The sequence below is a fragment of the Saccharothrix sp. DSM 118769 genome (genome assembly GCF_052936295.1).
Map to the genome: position 1 here is coordinate 2478994 of NZ_CP193627.1, position 16939 is coordinate 2495932.

Sequence of the window (16939 nt, forward strand, 5' to 3'; positions counted from 1 at the left end):
TCCGGTTCGCCGGAAGCGTCCGGATGCGGTTCCGCGAACGTTCCCCCGTGCTTTGTGGACGACGGCCGGCTTAAGGTCACCGGATGATCGAGGAGGACCGTTCCCGCTGGTCGCCGGTGCTGCTCGCGCTGCTCGCCGCGGTGGCCGCGCTGGCCGTGCTGGCGTTCCGCCCGCCCGCCCCGGTGGCCGACGCGCCCGCCGCCGCGTTCGCCGCGGGCCGCGCCGAGGAGCACCTGCGGGAGATCGCGCAGCGGCCCCACCCGATCGGTTCGGCGGACAACGAACGCGTCCGCGAGCACCTCGTGCGCACGGCCCGCGAGCTGGGCGCCGAGGTGACCGAGGAGTCCGACGAGGTGGTCCACCCGTGGCGGGACGTGCGGCGGGTGGCGACCGCGCACAACGTGGTGGCCCGGCTGCGCGGCTCCGACCCGGCGCTGAGCGGCGGCAAGGCGCTGCTGCTGGTCGCGCACCACGACTCGGTGCCGACCGGTCCGGGCGCGGCCGACGACGGCGCGGCGGTCGCGGCGATGCTGGAGACCCTGCGCGCCCTGTCGTTCGCCGGGGTGCGCAACGACGTGGTGTTCCTGTTCACCGACGGCGAGGAGGCGGGGACGCTCGGCGCGGAGGCGTTCGTGCGGCGCCACGGCGTCGGGGAGTACGGCGCGGTGCTCAACTGGGAGGCGCGGGGCAGCGGCGGGCCGGTGTGGATGTTCGAGACGGGCCCCGGCAACGGGCCGCTGGTGGAGGCGTTCGCCGGGGCGTCGAGCCGGCCGATCGCGAACTCGCTGGCCTACGAGGTGTACCGGCTGATGCCGAACTACAGCGACTTCTCGGTGTTCCTCGACGCGGGTGCGCGCGGGCTGAACAGCGCGTTCATCGAGCACGTGCACGACTACCACTCGCCTCACGACGACCTGGGGCGGTTGGACCGGGGCAGCCTCCAGCACCACGGCGAGACGATGCTCGGCCTGGCGCGGGTGCTGGGGGAGCGCGACCTGCGGGCCGTGGACGGTTCGCCGGCGGTCTACTTCGACCTGTTCTCCCGCGTGCTGGTGCACTACCCGGTGTGGTTCGCGGTGGTGCTCGCGCTGCTGACCGCGCTGGGCCTCGCCGCGACCCTGTTCGTCCACAGGGGACGGTGGGCGTGGCGGCGGGTGCTGCTCGCGGCCGGCGGGTCGGCCGGCGCGGTGCTCGTCGCGGGCGGCGCGGCGTTCGGGGTGTGGGCCCTGGTCGCCGCCGCGCGGCCCGAGCTGGGCTTCCTCGCGCTGTCCGAGCCGCCCGAGCGGGGCTGGTTCGTCGCCGGGTTCCTGCTGCTCGGCCTGGCCGTGCTGCTCGTGGCCGTGCGCCTGCTGCGGCGCTGCGCGCGGGACGAGCTGCTGGCCGGCGCGCTGGTCCTGACGGCCGTGCTGCTGGTCGCGTCCGCCCTGCTCGTGCCGGGGGCGAGCTTCCTGTTCCAGTGGCCGCTGCTGCTCGGCCTGGCCGCGCTGCGGCTGCCCCGCCTGCGCGTGCTGCCGCCGCTGGCCGCCGCCGCGGTCCACCCGCCGCTGGTGGGCACCCTCCTGGTCGCCCTGGGCATGCCGCTGGCCGCCGCCGGCGTGGCGTTCGCGCTGCTGGCGGGCGTCCTGCTGCTGCCGCTGCTGGCCGACCTGCCCCGCCCCGCCGCGCCGGTGACCGCGCTGCTCGCGCTGGCCCTGGTGGCGGTGGGCGCGGTGCGGGTGGACTTCACCGAGGCCGACCAGCGCCCGAACTCGCTGATCTACCTCCAGGCGCCGGGCGGCGCGTCGTGGCTGTCCGCGGACCCGCGACCCGACGAGTGGACGTCGAGGGTGCTCGGCGACGACCCGGAGCGGGTCGTGCTGACCGACGAGCACCCGGCGCTCACCACCGAGCTGATGCGCGCCGACGCCCCCGACCTGGGCCTGCCCGCGCCGACCGCCGTCCTGACCGCCGACGTGGCGGGGGACCGGCGCACCGTCGCGTTCCGGGTCACCCCGACCCCGTCGGCGTGGCGCACCCAGGTCACCCTCCCGGTGACCGGCTGCCGCACCGGCGGCTTCGACCTGGACGCCCGGGTCCTGGAGCTGTACGGGCCCGTGCCGCGCGACATCACCTGCGACCTCGACCCGGGCGCGCCCCTCGACGTCACCCTCGTCGACCACCGGACCGGCCTGCCCGCCGAGGCCGCCGCCCTGGTCGGGCCGCGCCCCGGCGACACCATGCCCGTCCAGTCCGGCAACCGCGCGTTCGACTCGGCCCTGGTGCGCGCGGACTTCCGGCTCTAGGCCGGTGCGGCGGGAGGGCGGCACCGAGGTCGCCGGCCGGGGAAACCCGGGCCGGCCACGTAACCTGGGGTGCATGAGGACGCGGCCCACCCTGAGCTGGACGTCCACCGGCTCGCCGCTGCCGCGCACCACGAGCCTGGACGAGGTCGTGCGGGTCGTCGGCCGGGGCAACGCGCTGGTGCTCAGCGGCGCGGGCCTGTCGACGGAGTCCGGCATCCCCGACTACCGGGGCGCGGCGGGCAGCCTGCGCAAGCACACCCCGATGACCTACGACGAGTTCACCGGCGGCGTCGGGGGCAGGCGCCGGTACTGGGCCCGCAGCCACCTCGGGTGGCGCACCATCGCCCGCGCCGCGCCCAACGCCGGCCACCGGGCCGTGGCGCGCCTGGTGGGCAGCGGGCACCTGGCCGGCGTCATCACGCAGAACGTCGACGGCCTGCACCAGGCCGCCGGCACGCCCGGCGTGGTGGAGCTGCACGGCAGCCTCGACCGGGTCGTCTGCCTGTCGTGCCGCCGCACGAGCCCGCGCGAGGAGCTGGACCGCCGGCTGCGCGCGGCCAACCCGGACTTCGGCGGCACCGCGACCGGGATCAACCCCGACGGCGACGTGGACCTCGCGGACGACGACGTGCGCGGGTTCCGGCTGGTCGACTGCGCGGACTGCGGGGGCGTGCTCAAGCCGGACGTGGTGTTCTTCGGCGAGAACGTGCCCCGCGCCCGCGTCGACGAGTGCTACCGGCTGGTGGACGCCGCCGACGCCCTGCTCGTGCTGGGGTCGTCGCTGACCGTCATGTCCGGTCTGCGGTTCGTCCGGCACGCGGCGGGCGCCGGCAAGCCGGTGCTCATCGTCAACCGGGGCGAGACCAGGGGCGACGCCCACGCGACGACGCGCGTGGACCTGCCCCTGGGCGACGCCCTCACCTCCCTGGTCGAGCGCCTCGGCGCCTAGCCGCGGTCGGCGGCCGGCCGGCGGCGCACCCGCAGCACGTGGTCGGCGCGCGTGCCGTGCCGGTCCCCGTGCGTGACCTCCTGCTCCACGCTCTCGTCCACCTCCACCACCCAGTCGTCGCCCAGGTCCAGGTGGGCCAGGACCTCCGCGTTCGTCGCGAAGCGGTGGTCGATCGGCGGTTCGGTGACGAACGACGGCCAGCCCGCGTGCCCGACGACGAGCAGCACGCCGCCCGGCGCGACGGCTTCGGCCGCGCGCGCCAGGATGCTGTCGCGCTCGCCCTCGGCCGCCCACTCCGAGTGCAGGAACTGCGCCGACACCAGGTCGAACTCGCCCTCGGGGAACGTGCGCGACAGGTCGTGCCGCCGCCACTCGACCCGGTCCGCCACGCCCGCCTCGACCGCCGCCGCCTCGGCGCGGGCCAGCGCGACGCCCGACACGTCGACCGCCGTCACCCGCCAGCCCTGCGCGGCGAGCCACAGCGCGTCGCCGCCCTCGCCGCAGCCGAGGTCCAGCGCCGTGCCGGGGTCGAGGTGGGCGACCTCGCGCACCAGCAGCTCGTTCGGCTTGCCCGACCACACCCGTCCGCGCTCCTGCGCGCGCACCCGGTAGAGGTCGTCCCAGTTCTGTTCCGCGTTCTGTTCCGCAGTGGTCATACCGCCATGGTGTGAGACCCCTCGGAAGAGTGACAACAAAAGTTGCTGGTTCGGCAACACGGTCCGTTGGTCTCGTTGCGTAGTCAGGGTTATCCCTCGATCAGGTAACGCCCCATCGCTCGAACGAGACGCGGGTCGTCGGGTTCTACGCTGCCCCACCGTCGTCGGGATCACGCCCGCGCCGTGCAGGGAAGAGGCTCGTGACCGGATACCTCCCACTCGCCGCGTCCGCGGTGATGTACGCGCTGGGCATCGTCGCCCAGTCCGTCGCCTCCCGACGCGCCGACGACACCGCGAACGGCCTCGGCCTGCTCGCCCGGCTCCTGCGCGACCGGCTCTACCTGCTCGGCTTCGCGGGCCAGGTGGCCGGGTTCGCGCTCGCGTTCCTCGCCCGCGCCGACCTGCCGCTGTACCTCGTGCAGGCCGGGGCGTCCTGCGCCGTCGGGCTGGCCACCGCCTTCGGCGTCCTCGCGCTCGGCTGGCGCGTGCGGCCCGTCGAGGTCGCCGTGCTCGTCGTGATGGCCGCCGGGCTCGTGCTGCTGGTCGCCGCCGCCACCCCGTCGACCGCGCACGACGTGCCGACCGGACCCGGCCTGGTCCTGTTCGGCCTGCCCCTCCTCGCGCTGGTCCTGGTGCAGCGGTGGGTGACGGGCGTCGTGCCGCTCGCCGCGCTGGCCGGCCTCGCGTTCGCCGTCGTGGCCATCACCAGCCGCACGATCGCCGACGAACCCGCGACCGACCTCCCGCTGCACCCGCTGGCGTGGCTGACCGCGTTCGCCGCCCTGGTCGGGCAGTCCTACCTGGCCCTCGGCCTGCGGCGCGGCCCGGCGACCCCCACCGCGGCCACCATGGACGCCACCACCGTCGTGATCACCTCGGTCGTCGGCGTCGCCGCGCTCGGCGACCGCGTCACGCCCGGCCGCGAGTGGTGGGTCGCGGTGGGCGTCGCGCTCGTCGTCGGCGGCGTCCTCGCGCTCGGCTCGGCCGGCCGGGTCGCCCGCGCACCCGCCCGGGCGGCGGCATGAGCACCGCCAGCGTCTCCCTCGACCTGGACAACCTCTGGGCGTACCTCAAGACGCACGGCGACCCGGCGTGGGAGGCCCGCCCGAGCTTCCTGCCCACCGCCGTGCCCCGCCTGCTGGAGGTGTTCGGCGAGCACGGCCTGACCACCACCGTGTTCGTGGTCGGCGCGGACGCCGAGCGCGAGGACGGCGCGCGCGCCGTGGCCGACATCGCCGCGGCGGGCCACGAGGTCGCCAACCACTCGTACGGGCACGAGCCGTGGCTGCACCGCTACTCCCGCGCCGAGCTGGAGGCCGAGCTGGTCCGCACCGAGGACGCGATCACCGCCGCCGGCGCGCCGCGCCCCACCGGGTTCCGCGGCCCCGGCTACAGCGTCACCCCGACCCTGCTCGCCCTGCTCGCCGAACGCGGCTACCGCTACGACGCCAGCACCCTGCCCACCTGGGTCGGACCGCTGGCCCGCGCCTACCACAACCGCACCGCGCCGGACGGCGGCGCGGAGGACCTGTTCGGCGGCTTCGGCCGGGTCCGCGCGCCCAACACCGCCTACCGCTGGCGCGTCGGCACCGGCCTGGTCGAGCTGCCGGTGACCACGATGCCGCTGCTGCGCGTGCCCATCCACGGCTCCTACCTGCTCCAGCTGCACCAGGTCTCGCCCCGCCTGGCCCGGGGCTACTTCCGGACCGCGCTGCGGCTGTGCCGGGCGCGCGGCGTGCAGCCGTCGCTGCTGCTGCACCCCACGGACGTGCTGGGCGCGGCCGAGGCGCCGGGCATGGGGTTCTTCCCCGGCATGGCGGTGCCCGGCGCGCGGAAGGTCGTGTTCCTGGGGTGGGTGCTCGGCGCGCTGCGGGCGCACTTCGACGTCGTGGGCACCGGCGAGCACGTGCGCCGCCTCGCCCCCGGCCTGCGCGACCGCGACGCGGACCTGCTGGTGCGCTCCGGATGACCTCCCCGCTGCGGCTGTCCGCGTGCGCGACGGTCTTCGCCGCGCCGCTGGAGGGCTACCTGCTCCAGGTGCACGGCCAGCTGGCCAAGGTGGCGCCCGCGCTGCTCGTGGTGACGTGGGCGGTGACGCGGGTGAGGGAGCGCCGGGCGCCCGAACCGCACCCGGCGCACGCCCTGCTCGGGCTGCTCGCGGTGGTCCTGCTCGCCTCCTCGGCGCTGCACGCCGGGGGCGCCTACACGATGGAGTACGCCCTCCGCTGGCTGCCGTTCCTGCTGGTCACGGTCGTGCTGATGGACGTGGCCGCGCGGGAGCTGCCGATCAGGTCGCTGCTCGCGGCGGCGGTGGGCGGCGCGGTGGTCGCGGCGGCGGGCGCGCTGCACAGCACCCTGGCGCTCGGCGAGACCCGCGCCACCGGGCCGCTGGAGGACCCGAACGACCTGGCCTACTTCCTGGTCGCCGCCCTGCCGCTGCTGGTCGCGCTGCGCGCGAGGACGTCCCGCCGCCCCGCCTGGCCCGGGCGGGGGCGCACCGCCGTGCTCGCCGGGTCCGCCTGGTCCGGGCGGGGGCGCACCGCCGTGCTCGCCGTCGCCGCCACCACCCTCGCGGCCGGTGCGGCGGCCACGTTCTCGCGCGGCGGGGGGCTGGCGCTCACCGCCGCCGTCGCGTGGCTGCTCGCCCGGCGCGCCCTGCCGCTCAGGGCACTCGCGGGCGCGGTGGGGGCGCTGGTCGCGCTCGGCGCGGTCGCGGCGCTGTTCTTCGGGCCCGAGCTGGACCGGGCGCTCGGCGAGAAGACCCACATCGCCGGCACCAACGTCGACACCCGCGAGCTGCGCTGGCAGGCCGCGGCGCGGATGCTCGCCGAGCACCCCGGCCTCGGCGTCGGTCCCGGCGGGTTCCGCGCCGGCTACCCGGCGGCCTCGCACAACGCCGAGGTCGACGAGCAGTCCCCGGTCGCGCACAACATGTACCTGGAGGTCGCCGCCGAGCTGGGGCTGCCCGGCTTCGCGCTGTTCGCGGCCCTCCTCGTGCTGACCGCGGTGACCGCCGAACGCGTCCTGCGCACCACCGCCGACCCGCTGCCGGTCGTCGCCGTCCAGGCGTCCCTGATCGCGGTCGTGGTCGCCTCGACCTTCCTGTCCCAGCAGTACTACCTGCCGTTGTGGTCGCTGGTGGCGGTCGTCGCCGCGGCCGACCTGCGTCTGAGGAGAACGAGCGACGTTGCGTGTGCTCCACGTGATCAGTGAGATGGGGACCGGGGGCGCCGAAGCCCTGGTCGCCGGGATGGCCCGCGCGGGCGGGCAGTTCGGCTGGCAGTCCGCCGTCGCCAGCGGCGGCGGGCACCGGGCGGAGGCGTTGCGCGCGCTCGGCGTGCCCACGTTCACCGTGCCGGTGGCGCAGCGGAAGGCGACCGGCGTGCTGCGCGCCACCACGGCCGCCAAGGCCGCGGTCCGCAGCTTCCGGCCCGAGGTGGTGCTGGCGCACAACGTGTCGGCCAGCCTCGTCGCCCGGCTCGCCGTGCTGCCTCGCCGGGTGCCGCTGCTGACCGTGTTCCACGGCGTCGCCGAGGCCGACTACGGGGGCGCGGCCCGCATACTGCGCCGCACCTCGCGCACGGTCGTCGCGGTCGCCGACGCCACCGCCGAACGGCTGCGCGCCGCCGGCGTCGCCGACCCGGTCGTCATCCCGAACGCGGTGTTCCCGCAGCGCGAGCGGGTCGACCGGAACGCGGTCCGCGCCGTGCACGGCGTCGGCCCCGACGTGCCGGTCGCGCTGTGCCCGGCCCGGCTGGCCCCGCAGAAGCGGCACGACGTGCTGCTGGAGGCGTGGGCGGAGCTGGGCGGCGACGCCGTGCTGTGGTTGGCCGGCGACGGCCCGCTGCGCGACGACCTGGAGAAGCTCGCCGCCGACCTGGGCGTCGCCGACCGGGTGGTGTTCCTGGGCAACCGCTGCGACGTGCCCGACCTGCTGGCCGCCGCCGACCTGACCGTCCTCACCAGCGACTGGGAGGGGATGCCGGTCGCGGTGCTGGAGTCGCTGGAGGCGGGCCGCCCGGTGGTCGCGACCGACGTGGACGGCGTGCGCCAGGCGCTGGCCGGCGGCGGCGGTGTCGTCGTGCCGCGCCGCGACCCGGGCGCCACCGCGGAGGCGTTGCGCTCGCTGCTGTTCGACGAGCGGGCCCGGTCCGCGCTGGGCGAGGCGGGGCGCGTGTCCGTGCGGAAGGCGCACGACCCGGTCCTGCTCATGCGGTCCTACGACGAGCTGCTGCGCACCGCGGTCACGGGCGGGCGCACGTGAGGCGGCAGCTGGTCACGAGCCTCGCGGCGGCGCTGCTGGTCGCCGTCGTCGTGGTGCTCGCCGTCGAGGTGCGCGGCGAGGAGCACGAGAGCCGCGTCGGGCTGCTCGCGGGCCCCGTGGCCGCCGAACCGGGCACCGCCGGGTTCGGCGAGGTGGTGGCGCTGTCGCTGCCCGCGCTGGTGGAGCTGGCGCGCAGCCCGTCCGTGCTGCGCGCCCCCGCCGAGACCCTGGGCACGACGGCCGGTGAGCTGGCCGGCCGCGTGTCGGTCGAGCTGGTGCCCGCCTCGGGCCTGGCCCGGCTGTCCGTGCGCGCGCCGACCGCCGAGCAGGCCGCGCAGGCCGCCGCGCAGATCGCGCGGGCCGTGGTGGACGCCGACCTGCTCGCCCCGGCCGCGCGGCTGCGGCTGCTCGACCGGCCGGAGACCACCCGCGTCGCGCCGGACCGGCCGCTGGCGTTCGGCCTCGCCCTGGCCGCCGCCGTGGTCGCGGGCCTCGGCACGTGGGCCGCCGGGCACCTGCGCCGCACGCGGCCCCGCGACCGGGTGCGGGCCGCGCTGGTCGCCGGCGGCGCGCGGCACCCGGTGACCGTCCTGGACGACGACGACCCCGACCTGGTCGAGCGGCTGACCGTGCTGTGCGACGCATCCGCCCGGCCCGCGCGCGTCGTGCCGGTCGTGCCGGGGCTGACCGGGCGCGCCGAGGAGCTGGCCGCCGCGCTGCCCGACAAGACCGCCGAGCCCGCGGACGGGGACGCGGTCGTCGCGGTCGCGCCGAAGGACGGGCGGCAGGAGGAGCTGGCGGCCGTGGTCGGCTCGCTGCCCGCGTCCGCCGCGGTCGTCGCGGTGGTGCTGTCGTGACGACGGTGGCGCCCGCGCGGCGGACCCGGCTCGTCGTGGCCGCCGTCGCGCTCGTCGGCGCGGCGGCGGCGTGGCGGGCGCTGCTGCCCGCGTGGCGGGTGCCGGTGCCGACCCGGGCGAACCTGCCCGAGGAGCGGATGCAGGACTTCCGCGACGCGCTCTACTTCCCGGTCCGCGAGTTCCTCGACGGCGGCAACCCGTACCACCCGGCGGTGATGTTCGCGCACTGGCCGGTGCGGCAGAACTTCAACCTCTACCAGCCCTACCACCTGCTGCTGCACGCCCCGTTCGCGCTGCCCGGCTACCGGGTGGGCGCGGTGGCGTTCGCGCTGGCGTCCCTGGTGCTGCTGCTGGTGCTGGCCGTCCTCGCGGCGGGCCGGCTGCGCCCGCACGTGCCGCTCGCGCTGGGCACCGCCGTCGTCGCGGCCCTGCTGCTGCTCAGCCAGGTCGGCAAGGCGCAGCTGTACGTGGGCCAGGTGAACCCGCTGATCGCGGTCGGCGCGGCGGGCGCGCTGCTGGCCCGCGACCGGCACCCGCGCTGGGCGGCGGTGGCGCTGGCCCTGGCGTGGCTCAAGCCCCAGTTCGGCCTGCCGCTGGCGCTGCTGCTGTTCGCGCGCGGCTCGCGACGGGTGGCGGTGACCGGCACGGCCGTCGCGGCGGTGGCGTCGCTGGTGGTGCTGGTGCCGCTGGTCCTGCGCCAGGGCGTCGCGTCCTTCGTGGACGCCCTCGCGGCGAACCTGGCCCACGCGAGCGCCACCTCGTACGGCGCGGTGGACTCGATGACCGCCCAGCGCGTCGACGTGGCCGCGGTGCTCCACCGGGTGACCGGCTGGCTGCCGCCGGGCGCGGAGGGCCTGGCGCTGGTCGGCGTGCTCGCGGTGAGCGCGGTGCTGGTGCGGCGGCTCGACCGCGCGGGGTCGGCCGAGGTCGCGGACCTGCTCACCTGCCTGGCCGTGGTGGTCTGCGCGGTGCACCAGCCCGGTGACGTGCTGATCGCCGTGCCGGCCGCGGCGGCGGTCGCCGCGGTGTGGTGGCGCGGCCGGAAGCAGGACGGCGGGGGGCGGGACGGGCGGCTCGGGCTCGCGCTGCTCGCCGTCGCGGTGCCGTTCGCGCACCTGCACTTCGTCGGCACGGCGGTCCGCGACCTGTTCGGCGCGCGCGTCGACGTGACCGCGGACGGCGTGGCGCTGGTCGTGGCCTGGGCGCTGCTGGTGGCGGTCGCGCTGAGGTCCGCGCGGACGTGACCGGGCACGTCGCCGTGCGCGGCTCGCTGTGGCTGTTCCTGGTCAACCTGGTCGGCAAGGGCAGCCAGATGGCCGTGACGCTGGTGCTCGCCGCGTTCCTCACCTCCGAGGGGCTCGGGCTGGTGGCGCTCGCGGTGGCGCTGGTGAACATCGGCCAGGTCGTGCAGTCCATGGGCGTCTACGACGTGGTCAGCCGCACCGGGCGCGACCCGCGGCGGGTGGCGGGCACGCTGCTCGTGCTCAGCGCGGGCACCGGCCTGGTGCTCGCCGCGGGCCTGGTGCTCGCGGCCGACGCGATCGCCCTCGCGCTGGACGCGCCGGTCGCGCCGCTGGTGCGCCTGGCCGCGCCGAGCCTGCCGTTCTCGGCGGTGGCGGGCGTGCAGATGGGCCTGCTGCACCGCGACCTCGACTTCCGCCGCCGGCTGCTGCCCGACGCGGGCTCCGCCGTGCTCGGCGCGGCCGTCACGATCGTGCTCGCCGCGTCCGGCAACGGCCCGTGCTCGCTCGTGGTCGGCCTGCTGTGCACGGCGGTGGCGCAACCCGTGCTGGGCGTGGTCGTCGGCGTGCGGGTGCGACCGGTGTGGGACGCCGCCGCCGCGCGGGAGGCACTGGCGTGGATCGCGGTCGTCGGACCCGGCGCGCTGGTGGCGGTGCTGCTGATCAACCTGGACTACCTGGCCGTCGCCCGCGTGCTGGGCGCCGAGGCGGTCGGCGTGTACTCGCTGGCGTACCGGATCGCCTGGGTGCCCTACGTCCTGGTCGCCGTGGTGCTCGGCGGCGTCGTGCTGCCGCTGTGCGCGCGGTACCTGCGCGAGGGGCGCGGGCTGTCCGGGGTGGTCGGTCGGTTCACGCTCGCCGTGCTCCTGCTCACCGGCGGGCTGTACGCGGTGACCGCCGTGCTCGCCGACCGGGTCGTGGTGTTCGGCGAGCGCTGGGCGGGCGCGGCCGTCCCGCTGGCCCTGCTGTGCCTGTACGGCCTGGGGATCAGCCTGCTGCACGTCTGGTACCAGGTGCTCAAGGCCGCCGGCCACGCCCGCCGCTACCTGGCGCTGGAGGTGGCGCACCTCGTCGTGCTCGTCGCCGGCCTCGCGGTGGCCACCCGGTACGGGGTGGTCGCGGTGGCCGCCGTGCAGGCCGGGGCCGCGTGGGCGCTGGTGCCGGTGACGTGGCGCGCCCTGGCCCGGCGCGGGCTGGCCCCGCCGACCCGGTCGGTGCTGCGCGGCGCGGCCGGGGTGCTGGCCGCGTTCGGGTGCTGCGCGCTCGTCGCGCACGCCGCGGGGGACGTGTTCGGACCGCCCGGGTCGGTGCCCGGCGCGCTCGTCGAAGGGGTGGTGCTGGTGGTGGTGTGCGGTGCGGTCGTGGTGGCCGCGAACAGGGAGGTGCTGCGCCGGTGAGGGTCGTGCACGTGAGCCAGCCCGTGACGGCGGGCGTGGCCGGGGTCGTGCTGGAGCTGGCGGTGGCGCAGCGGCGCTCGGGCTGGGCGGTCGCGGTGGTGTGCCCGCCGGGGCCGCTCGCCGACCGCGCCCGCGCCGCCGGGGTCGAGGTGCACGAGTGGCGCGCGGGCCGCCACCCCGGGCCGTCCGTGCCCGGCGAGTGGCTGCGGCTGCGGGCGGTGCTGCGCCGCCTGGGGCCCGACGTCGTGCACCTGCACAGCTCCAAGGCCGGGCTGGTCGGGCGGCTCGTGCTGCGGGGGCGTCGGCCGACGCTGTTCCAGCCGCACCTGTGGTCGTTCCAGACCGCCACCGGCGTGGTGGGGCGGCTGTCGCTGGCCTGGGAGCGGTGGGCGGCGCGCTGGACGCACCAGCTCGTGTGCGTGAGCGACGACGAGCTGGCCGTCGGCCGGGCCGCGGGGGTCGGCGGCCCGGCCGAGGTGGTGTGCAACGGCGTCGACGTCGACCGGTTGCGGCCGGACGACCGGGCGGCGGCGCGGCGGCGGCTCGGGCTGGTCGACGCGCCCACCGCGGTGTGCGTCGGCAGGCTCGCGCCGCTCAAGGGGCAGGACCTGCTGCTCGCGGCGTGGCCCGCGGTGCGCGCGGCCGTGCCCCGTGCGCGGCTGGTGCTCGTGGGCGACGGTCCGATGGGGGAGCGGTGGCGGTCCGCGTGCGGCGACCCGTCCGTGCGGTGGTGGGGGCACGACGACGAGGTGGCCGACTTCTACGCGGCGGCCGACGTCGTCGTGGTGCCGTCGCGGGCCGAGGGGATGGCGCTCGTGCCGCTGGAGGCGATGGCGTGCGCGCGGCCCGTGGTGGCGTTCGACGTGGGCGGGGTGCGGCAGGGCGTCGGCGACGCGGGCGCGGTGCTGCCCGCCGGTGACGTGCCCGCGCTGGCCGACGCGGTCGCCCGCCGGTTGACCGACCCCGCCCTCGCGTACCGGGAGGGGCGGCGGGGCCGGCGGCGGGTCGAGCTGCTGTTCGACCGGCGGCAGGCGGCGGAGCAGGTGGCGATGGTGGTGGAGAAGGTCGTGTCGGGAGGTGGCCGGTGAGGCCGTTGCGGATCGCGTACCTGCTCACGCAGGACAGCGGCGGGCCGGTCGACGTGACCGTGCGGCTCGCCAGGGCGCTGCTCGACTCCGGCGAGGCGGACGTGCGGGTCTTCGGGCCCGTGCCCCGGCGCGGCGCGGAGGTGCTGGGCGGGCACCACGAACCGGTCGAGGTCGCGGCGAAGGGCGACCTGCTCGCCGGGCGGCGGGCGCGGGCGGCGGTGGCGGCGTGGCGGCCCGACGTGGTGCACGCCCAGGACCGGCGGGCCGGGCTGGTCGGTGCCGGGCTGCGGCTGCGGCACCGGGTGGTGCAGACCTACCACGGCGTGCCCGACGACGTGGGCGAGGAGTGGTTCCGGGGCGTGCCGCGGGCGGTCGCGCCGTCGGCGTACACGCGGACCGTGCTGGCGGCCGACGCGGTCGTCGCGCGGACCGTGCACCGGACCGTCGTGCCCGCGCGGGCCATGGGGCGGTTCCTGAACTCGCGGCTGCGCGTGCCGGGGACGCGGTTGGCGCACATCGACAACTGCGTGGAGCCGGCGCGCGTGCACCCCCCGGCGGGTCCCGTGCGGCGGCTGGTGTTCGTCGGGTTGCTGGTGGAGCGCAAGGGCCTGACCGCGTTGCTGGAGGCGCTCGCGCTGCCCGGTGTGATGCCGGGGGACGCCACGCTGACCGTCGTCGGCGACGGCCCGCAGCGCGGGGTGGCCGAGCGGTCGGCGCGGGCGCTGGGCGGCCGGGTGGAGTTCCTGGGCTTCCGGCCGGACGTGCCGGACCTGCTGCGCCACCACGACGCCCTGGTGCTGCCGTCGACGATGGAGCAGCAGCCCCTGGTGGTGGCCGAGGCGATGGCGGCGGGCAAGCCGGTGGTGGCGACCGACACGGGCGGGGTCGCCGACATGCTCGGCGGGGCGGGCCACCTGGCGGTGGCGGGGGACGTCGCCGACCTGGCCGCCCGCCTGCGCGCGCTGTTCGCCGACCCGGACCCGGCCCGCACCGGCCGCCTGCTGGCGCAACGCGCGGGGGAGCGGTTCACGCCGCACGCCTGCGCCCGCCGCCACCTGGACCTGTACTGGTCCCTGACCGGCCGCCGCCCCTGAGCGCACCGCACCACCCCGACCGGTCGGCTCGGTGCGGTGACCCGACCGGTCGGGGGGATCGGTCGGGCGCTACGTGGGCGGGGGTGTCGCGCCCGGTGGCGGTGTCGTCGGTCCGGCGGGCGCGGTGGTCGGGCCGGGCGCGGTGCCGGGGTCGGTGGGGTCGACAGCGGTGGGGTCGGGGTCGGTGGGGTCGGGTGCGGTCGGCTCGGTGGCGGTCGGGTCCGGCGTGGTCGGGTCGGGGGTGGCCGCCGGGGGTGTGGCGGTCGGGGTGAACGTGGTCGGAGTGGGGGTCGTGGCCGGCGCGGACGTGTCGTCGGCCGGCGGCTTGACCAGCACCACGGCGTCGCCCGGCCCCAGCTCCAGCGTGCTCGGCACCGGCCGGTCCGTGTCGACGTTCAGGTAGCCCTCCGGCGGGTTGACCTCCGCCGGCGCCGCCGTCGGGTTGACCGCCACGTACCCGCCCGAGAACCGGCGGTCCCACGCGCCGTTGAGCAGGCGGTTCGCCGTCTCCACCGCCTCGCCCAGCGGGGTCTCCTGGTAGGGCGACCAGTCCGGGTGCCGGTAGTCCGCGGTGGACGCGCCGTTCCAGCACGTGTGCGGGCTCGCGAGCAGCGCCGCCGTGGCGTAGCCGACCCGCTCCTCGCGCGCGCCCTTCACGTGGGTGACCAGCAGCAACCACGACTCGCCGAGCGCGGCCTGGGCGCGCAGCTCCTTGAACTCGTTGCCCTTGAACGTGAGCAGCTCGCCGGTGCCGGTGTCGCGCAGCCCGAAGTTCTCCTCCATCGCCCCGTCGTACCGGGAGTGCGCCGACCACCGGCCCGCCGTCAGGTGCGACTCGGACACGTTGGGGATGAGCATCTTCCCGGCCTTGCGCAGCGACTCGCCCGCCGTCGTCAGGAACACGTCGAGGCCCTCGCGGATCGTCCGGTCGGTCTCGACGGCGGTCGTGGTGTCCTTCAGCAGGGCCGTCGAGTAGTACCTCAGCGAGGCGAAGTCGTTGTCCGCCAGCACGCCGTCCCAGCCCTCGCGCACCACCTCGGCGGTGACGGCGTCGGTCCACGCCTTCTGGTAGGCCGGGTCCCACACGGTCATCTGCCAGTGCTTCGGGTAGCCCTTCCACTCGATGCGTTGGCCCTCCGTGTCCACCGCGAACCACTGCGGGTGCTCGCGCTGGGTCTTCATGTACCCGAGCCCGCTGGGCAGCAGCGGCGCGTCGACGTCGCCGATCACCGCGCCCGGGTAGTTGCGGGTGCTGGAGAAGTCCTTGTAGACCAGCACCTTCACCTTCGGGTTCAGCTTCTTCAGCCGGCGCAGGGCGACCGTCTCGGTCGCGTTGAGCACCACGAGGTCGTAGTGCAGCGCGGCGAACTTGATCTCCATGGAGGACGGCGGCTCGCCGATGCCGTACCACCAGGCGCACGGCGCCAGGGGCTTGGGCGGCGGCGCCAGCGCGTCACCGGGCACGTCGCCCCTCGTGCCGGGCTGGCCCGTGGCCGACCCGAACGTGCACCCCGCCGGGGCGAGCAGCAGGAGCGCGGCGCACAGCAGGCCGAGCGCCCGGCGCGGGCGCGGGGTCAGCGGTCCCTTCGGCACAACAACTCACCCACCGTCTGCAACAGGATCTTGACGTCGAGCCACAACGACCAGTTCGCTATGTAGTAGTTGTCGTAGCGCGACCGGTCGACGATCGAGGTGTCACCCCTCAGCCCGTGCACCTGCGCCAATCCGGTCAACCCGGTGGGCACCCGGTGTCGGGCCCAGTACAACTCGTGGATCGCGGAGAACTCGCGCACGAAACCCGGCCTCTCGGGGCGCGGTCCGACGATGGACATGTCGCCCCGGATGATGTTCCACAACTGCGGTAGTTCGTCCAGGGAACTGCTGCGCAGGAATCGTCCGACTGGTCCGACCCGGCGATCTCCGACAACCGACCAGGTGACTTGTGAATCGTCACTGCCGTTCATTCTCACGCTGCGCAGTTTGTAAAGCACGAATGGGTGATCATCCATGCCGACCCGGACCTGGCGGAAGATCACCGGCCGCCCGCTCTCCAGCAGCACGGCGAGCGCGCACGCCGCGATGACCGGCGACAGCACGACCAGCGCCACCGCCGCCAGCAGCACGTCCATCGCGCGCTTGACCCACCAGGTGGGCCGGCTGGTCGGCGCGGTGCCCAGCCGCATCAGGGGGTAGCTGCGCAGCCGCTCGATGTCGGGCCCGTCCTGGTACAGCTCGAACATCCGGGGCACGACGAGCGTGGTGCAGCCGAGCCGGTGGGCGGTGATGGCGGAGTCGACCACGGACGACTCGCGGGTCCGGGAGAACGCGAGGACCACGGTGCCCACGCCGAGCCGGGTGATCGCGTCGGCGAGGTCCTCGTCGAGCAGGTCCACGGGCAGCGCGGCCGGGTCGAGCACGGGTTCGGGGTCGATGAACCCGACCGGGCGCAGGCCGAACTCGGGGTGCGCCAGCATCGAGCCGACCAGGTCGACGCCGACCTTGCCCGCGCCCACCACGATCGTGCGGTCGCACCGGTGGAACCGGCGGCGGGCCCAGCGGCCGAAGGCGAACACGGCGAGCCGGGCCGGTTCGCTCGCGGCGGCGAACGCGAGCACCGACCACTGCGCGGCCCGGGTGTCGGCCGGCGGCGTGCCCGCGACCAGGTCGACGCACGTGACCAGGGCGAACGCCAGTGCCGTCGCCCCCACCGAGCGCGGCAGGTCGTGGAACCAGGACAGCCACAGCCGCCGCCGGTAGAGCCTGCACGCCCCGCGCGCGCCGAGCAGCGCCACCGCCACCAGCGCGGTCGCCCGCCACCCCGGCGGCGCGTGCCGGGCGCACACCAGCGCCACCGCCGCCACGTCCACCGCGACCAGCAGCACGGCCACCGCGTTGACCCGCCGCAGCGCGTCGCGCCACCACGCCTCGCGGGGCTTCGAGTGCCGCCACCGCGACACCGGCGGCGAGGTGGTCGCCGAGCCCACCCCGTTCACCTCGGACCGCCCTTGCGGGGCCCCGAGGGCGTCCCGTCCACGCCACACCACATCAGGACGACGTCCTCTCCACCATGAAGTCGATACCTGTCACCCGATCGAGAACATCCGAACGGGG

Annotated in this window: 14 protein-coding genes; 11 read left to right on the plus strand and 3 right to left on the minus strand. The window is 76.5% G+C overall.

All coding sequences use genetic code 11. The features are described from left to right. Window positions 1-83 precede the first annotated feature (83 nt). Window positions 84-2282, plus strand: a complete 2199-nt coding sequence (locus ACRAKJ_RS11550; protein WP_438920052.1) for a M20/M25/M40 family metallo-hydrolase — start codon at window positions 84-86, stop codon at window positions 2280-2282. 73 nt (window positions 2283-2355) lie between these two features. Continuing rightward, window positions 2356-3231, plus strand: a complete 876-nt coding sequence (locus tag ACRAKJ_RS11555) for an NAD-dependent protein deacetylase (protein WP_438920053.1) — start codon at window positions 2356-2358, stop codon at window positions 3229-3231. Here the strand turns inward: ACRAKJ_RS11555 and ACRAKJ_RS11560 are convergent. Beyond that, window positions 3228-3887, minus strand: coding sequence for a methyltransferase domain-containing protein (locus tag ACRAKJ_RS11560; protein WP_438920054.1), 660 nt, complete (start codon window positions 3885-3887; stop codon window positions 3228-3230). The two genes, ACRAKJ_RS11555 and ACRAKJ_RS11560, sit on opposite strands and share 4 nt — an antisense overlap. Before the next feature lie 200 nt (window positions 3888-4087). Here ACRAKJ_RS11560 and ACRAKJ_RS11565 point away from each other — a divergent pair, with 200 nt between their 5' ends. The 9 genes from ACRAKJ_RS11565 to ACRAKJ_RS11605 are packed head-to-tail and all read left to right on the plus strand — an operon-like array spanning window position 4088 to window position 13828. Beyond that, window positions 4088-4912, plus strand: coding sequence for a hypothetical protein (locus ACRAKJ_RS11565; protein WP_438920055.1), 825 nt, complete (start codon window positions 4088-4090; stop codon window positions 4910-4912). Further along, window positions 4909-5856 carry a polysaccharide deacetylase family protein gene (locus tag ACRAKJ_RS11570; protein WP_438920056.1) on the plus strand — a complete coding sequence of 316 codons (948 nt, stop codon included), beginning with the start codon at window positions 4909-4911 and terminating at the stop codon, window positions 5854-5856. Before ACRAKJ_RS11565 ends, ACRAKJ_RS11570 begins: the two co-directional genes overlap by 4 nt. Continuing rightward, complete coding sequence (locus ACRAKJ_RS11575; RefSeq protein ID WP_438920057.1) at window positions 5853-7100, plus strand: O-antigen ligase family protein; 1248 nt, start codon at window positions 5853-5855, stop codon at window positions 7098-7100. Before ACRAKJ_RS11570 ends, ACRAKJ_RS11575 begins: the two co-directional genes overlap by 4 nt. Window position 7101: 1 nt before the next feature. Then, window positions 7102-8151: a glycosyltransferase gene (locus ACRAKJ_RS11580; RefSeq protein WP_438920058.1), complete on the plus strand. Its 1050-nt coding sequence runs from the start codon at window positions 7102-7104 to the stop codon at window positions 8149-8151. Next, window positions 8148-9008, plus strand: a complete 861-nt coding sequence (locus ACRAKJ_RS11585) for a hypothetical protein (protein WP_438920059.1) — start codon at window positions 8148-8150, stop codon at window positions 9006-9008. Before ACRAKJ_RS11580 ends, ACRAKJ_RS11585 begins: the two co-directional genes overlap by 4 nt. Further along, window positions 9005-10252, plus strand: coding sequence for a glycosyltransferase 87 family protein (locus ACRAKJ_RS11590; RefSeq protein ID WP_438920060.1), 1248 nt, complete (start codon window positions 9005-9007; stop codon window positions 10250-10252). Before ACRAKJ_RS11585 ends, ACRAKJ_RS11590 begins: the two co-directional genes overlap by 4 nt. Continuing rightward, the gene (locus ACRAKJ_RS11595) at window positions 10249-11646 is read left to right on the plus strand and encodes an oligosaccharide flippase family protein (protein WP_438920061.1); all 1398 of its coding nucleotides are present in this window, start codon (window positions 10249-10251) and stop codon (window positions 11644-11646) included. Before ACRAKJ_RS11590 ends, ACRAKJ_RS11595 begins: the two co-directional genes overlap by 4 nt. Window positions 11647-11657: 11 nt before the next feature. Beyond that, window positions 11658-12734: a glycosyltransferase gene (locus tag ACRAKJ_RS11600; RefSeq protein ID WP_447008931.1), complete on the plus strand. Its 1077-nt coding sequence runs from the start codon at window positions 11658-11660 to the stop codon at window positions 12732-12734. Then, window positions 12731-13828: a glycosyltransferase gene (locus tag ACRAKJ_RS11605; protein WP_438922194.1), complete on the plus strand. Its 1098-nt coding sequence runs from the start codon at window positions 12731-12733 to the stop codon at window positions 13826-13828. The genes ACRAKJ_RS11600 and ACRAKJ_RS11605 overlap by 4 nt, the downstream gene beginning before the upstream one ends. A gap of 69 nt (window positions 13829-13897) precedes the next feature. Here ACRAKJ_RS11605 and ACRAKJ_RS11610 read toward each other — a convergent pair whose 3' ends face one another. After that, window positions 13898-15421: a putative glycoside hydrolase family 15 protein gene (locus tag ACRAKJ_RS11610; protein ID WP_438922193.1), complete on the minus strand. Its 1524-nt coding sequence runs from the start codon at window positions 15419-15421 to the stop codon at window positions 13898-13900. Beyond that, complete coding sequence (locus ACRAKJ_RS11615; RefSeq protein WP_438922192.1) at window positions 15403-16812, minus strand: exopolysaccharide biosynthesis polyprenyl glycosylphosphotransferase; 1410 nt, start codon at window positions 16810-16812, stop codon at window positions 15403-15405. Before ACRAKJ_RS11615 ends, ACRAKJ_RS11610 begins: the two co-directional genes overlap by 19 nt. Window positions 16813-16939 lie beyond the last annotated feature (127 nt).

What these genes read in the sequence shown, in the direction of transcription:
- ACRAKJ_RS11580 (WP_438920058.1), top strand. Translation starts at nt 7,102, where the DNA reads ATGGGGACCGGGGGCGCCGAAGCCCTGGTCGCCGGGATGGCCCGCGCG.
- ACRAKJ_RS11570 (WP_438920056.1), top strand. Translation starts at nt 4,909, where the DNA reads ATGAGCACCGCCAGCGTCTCCCTCGACCTGGACAACCTCTGGGCGTAC.
- ACRAKJ_RS11550 (WP_438920052.1), top strand. Translation starts at nt 84, where the DNA reads ATGATCGAGGAGGACCGTTCCCGCTGGTCGCCGGTGCTGCTCGCGCTG.
- ACRAKJ_RS11560 (WP_438920054.1), bottom strand. Translation starts at nt 3,887, where the DNA reads ATGACCACTGCGGAACAGAACGCGGAACAGAACTGGGACGACCTCTAC.
- ACRAKJ_RS11555 (WP_438920053.1), top strand. Translation starts at nt 2,356, where the DNA reads ATGAGGACGCGGCCCACCCTGAGCTGGACGTCCACCGGCTCGCCGCTG.
- ACRAKJ_RS11575 (WP_438920057.1), top strand. Translation starts at nt 5,853, where the DNA reads ATGACCTCCCCGCTGCGGCTGTCCGCGTGCGCGACGGTCTTCGCCGCG.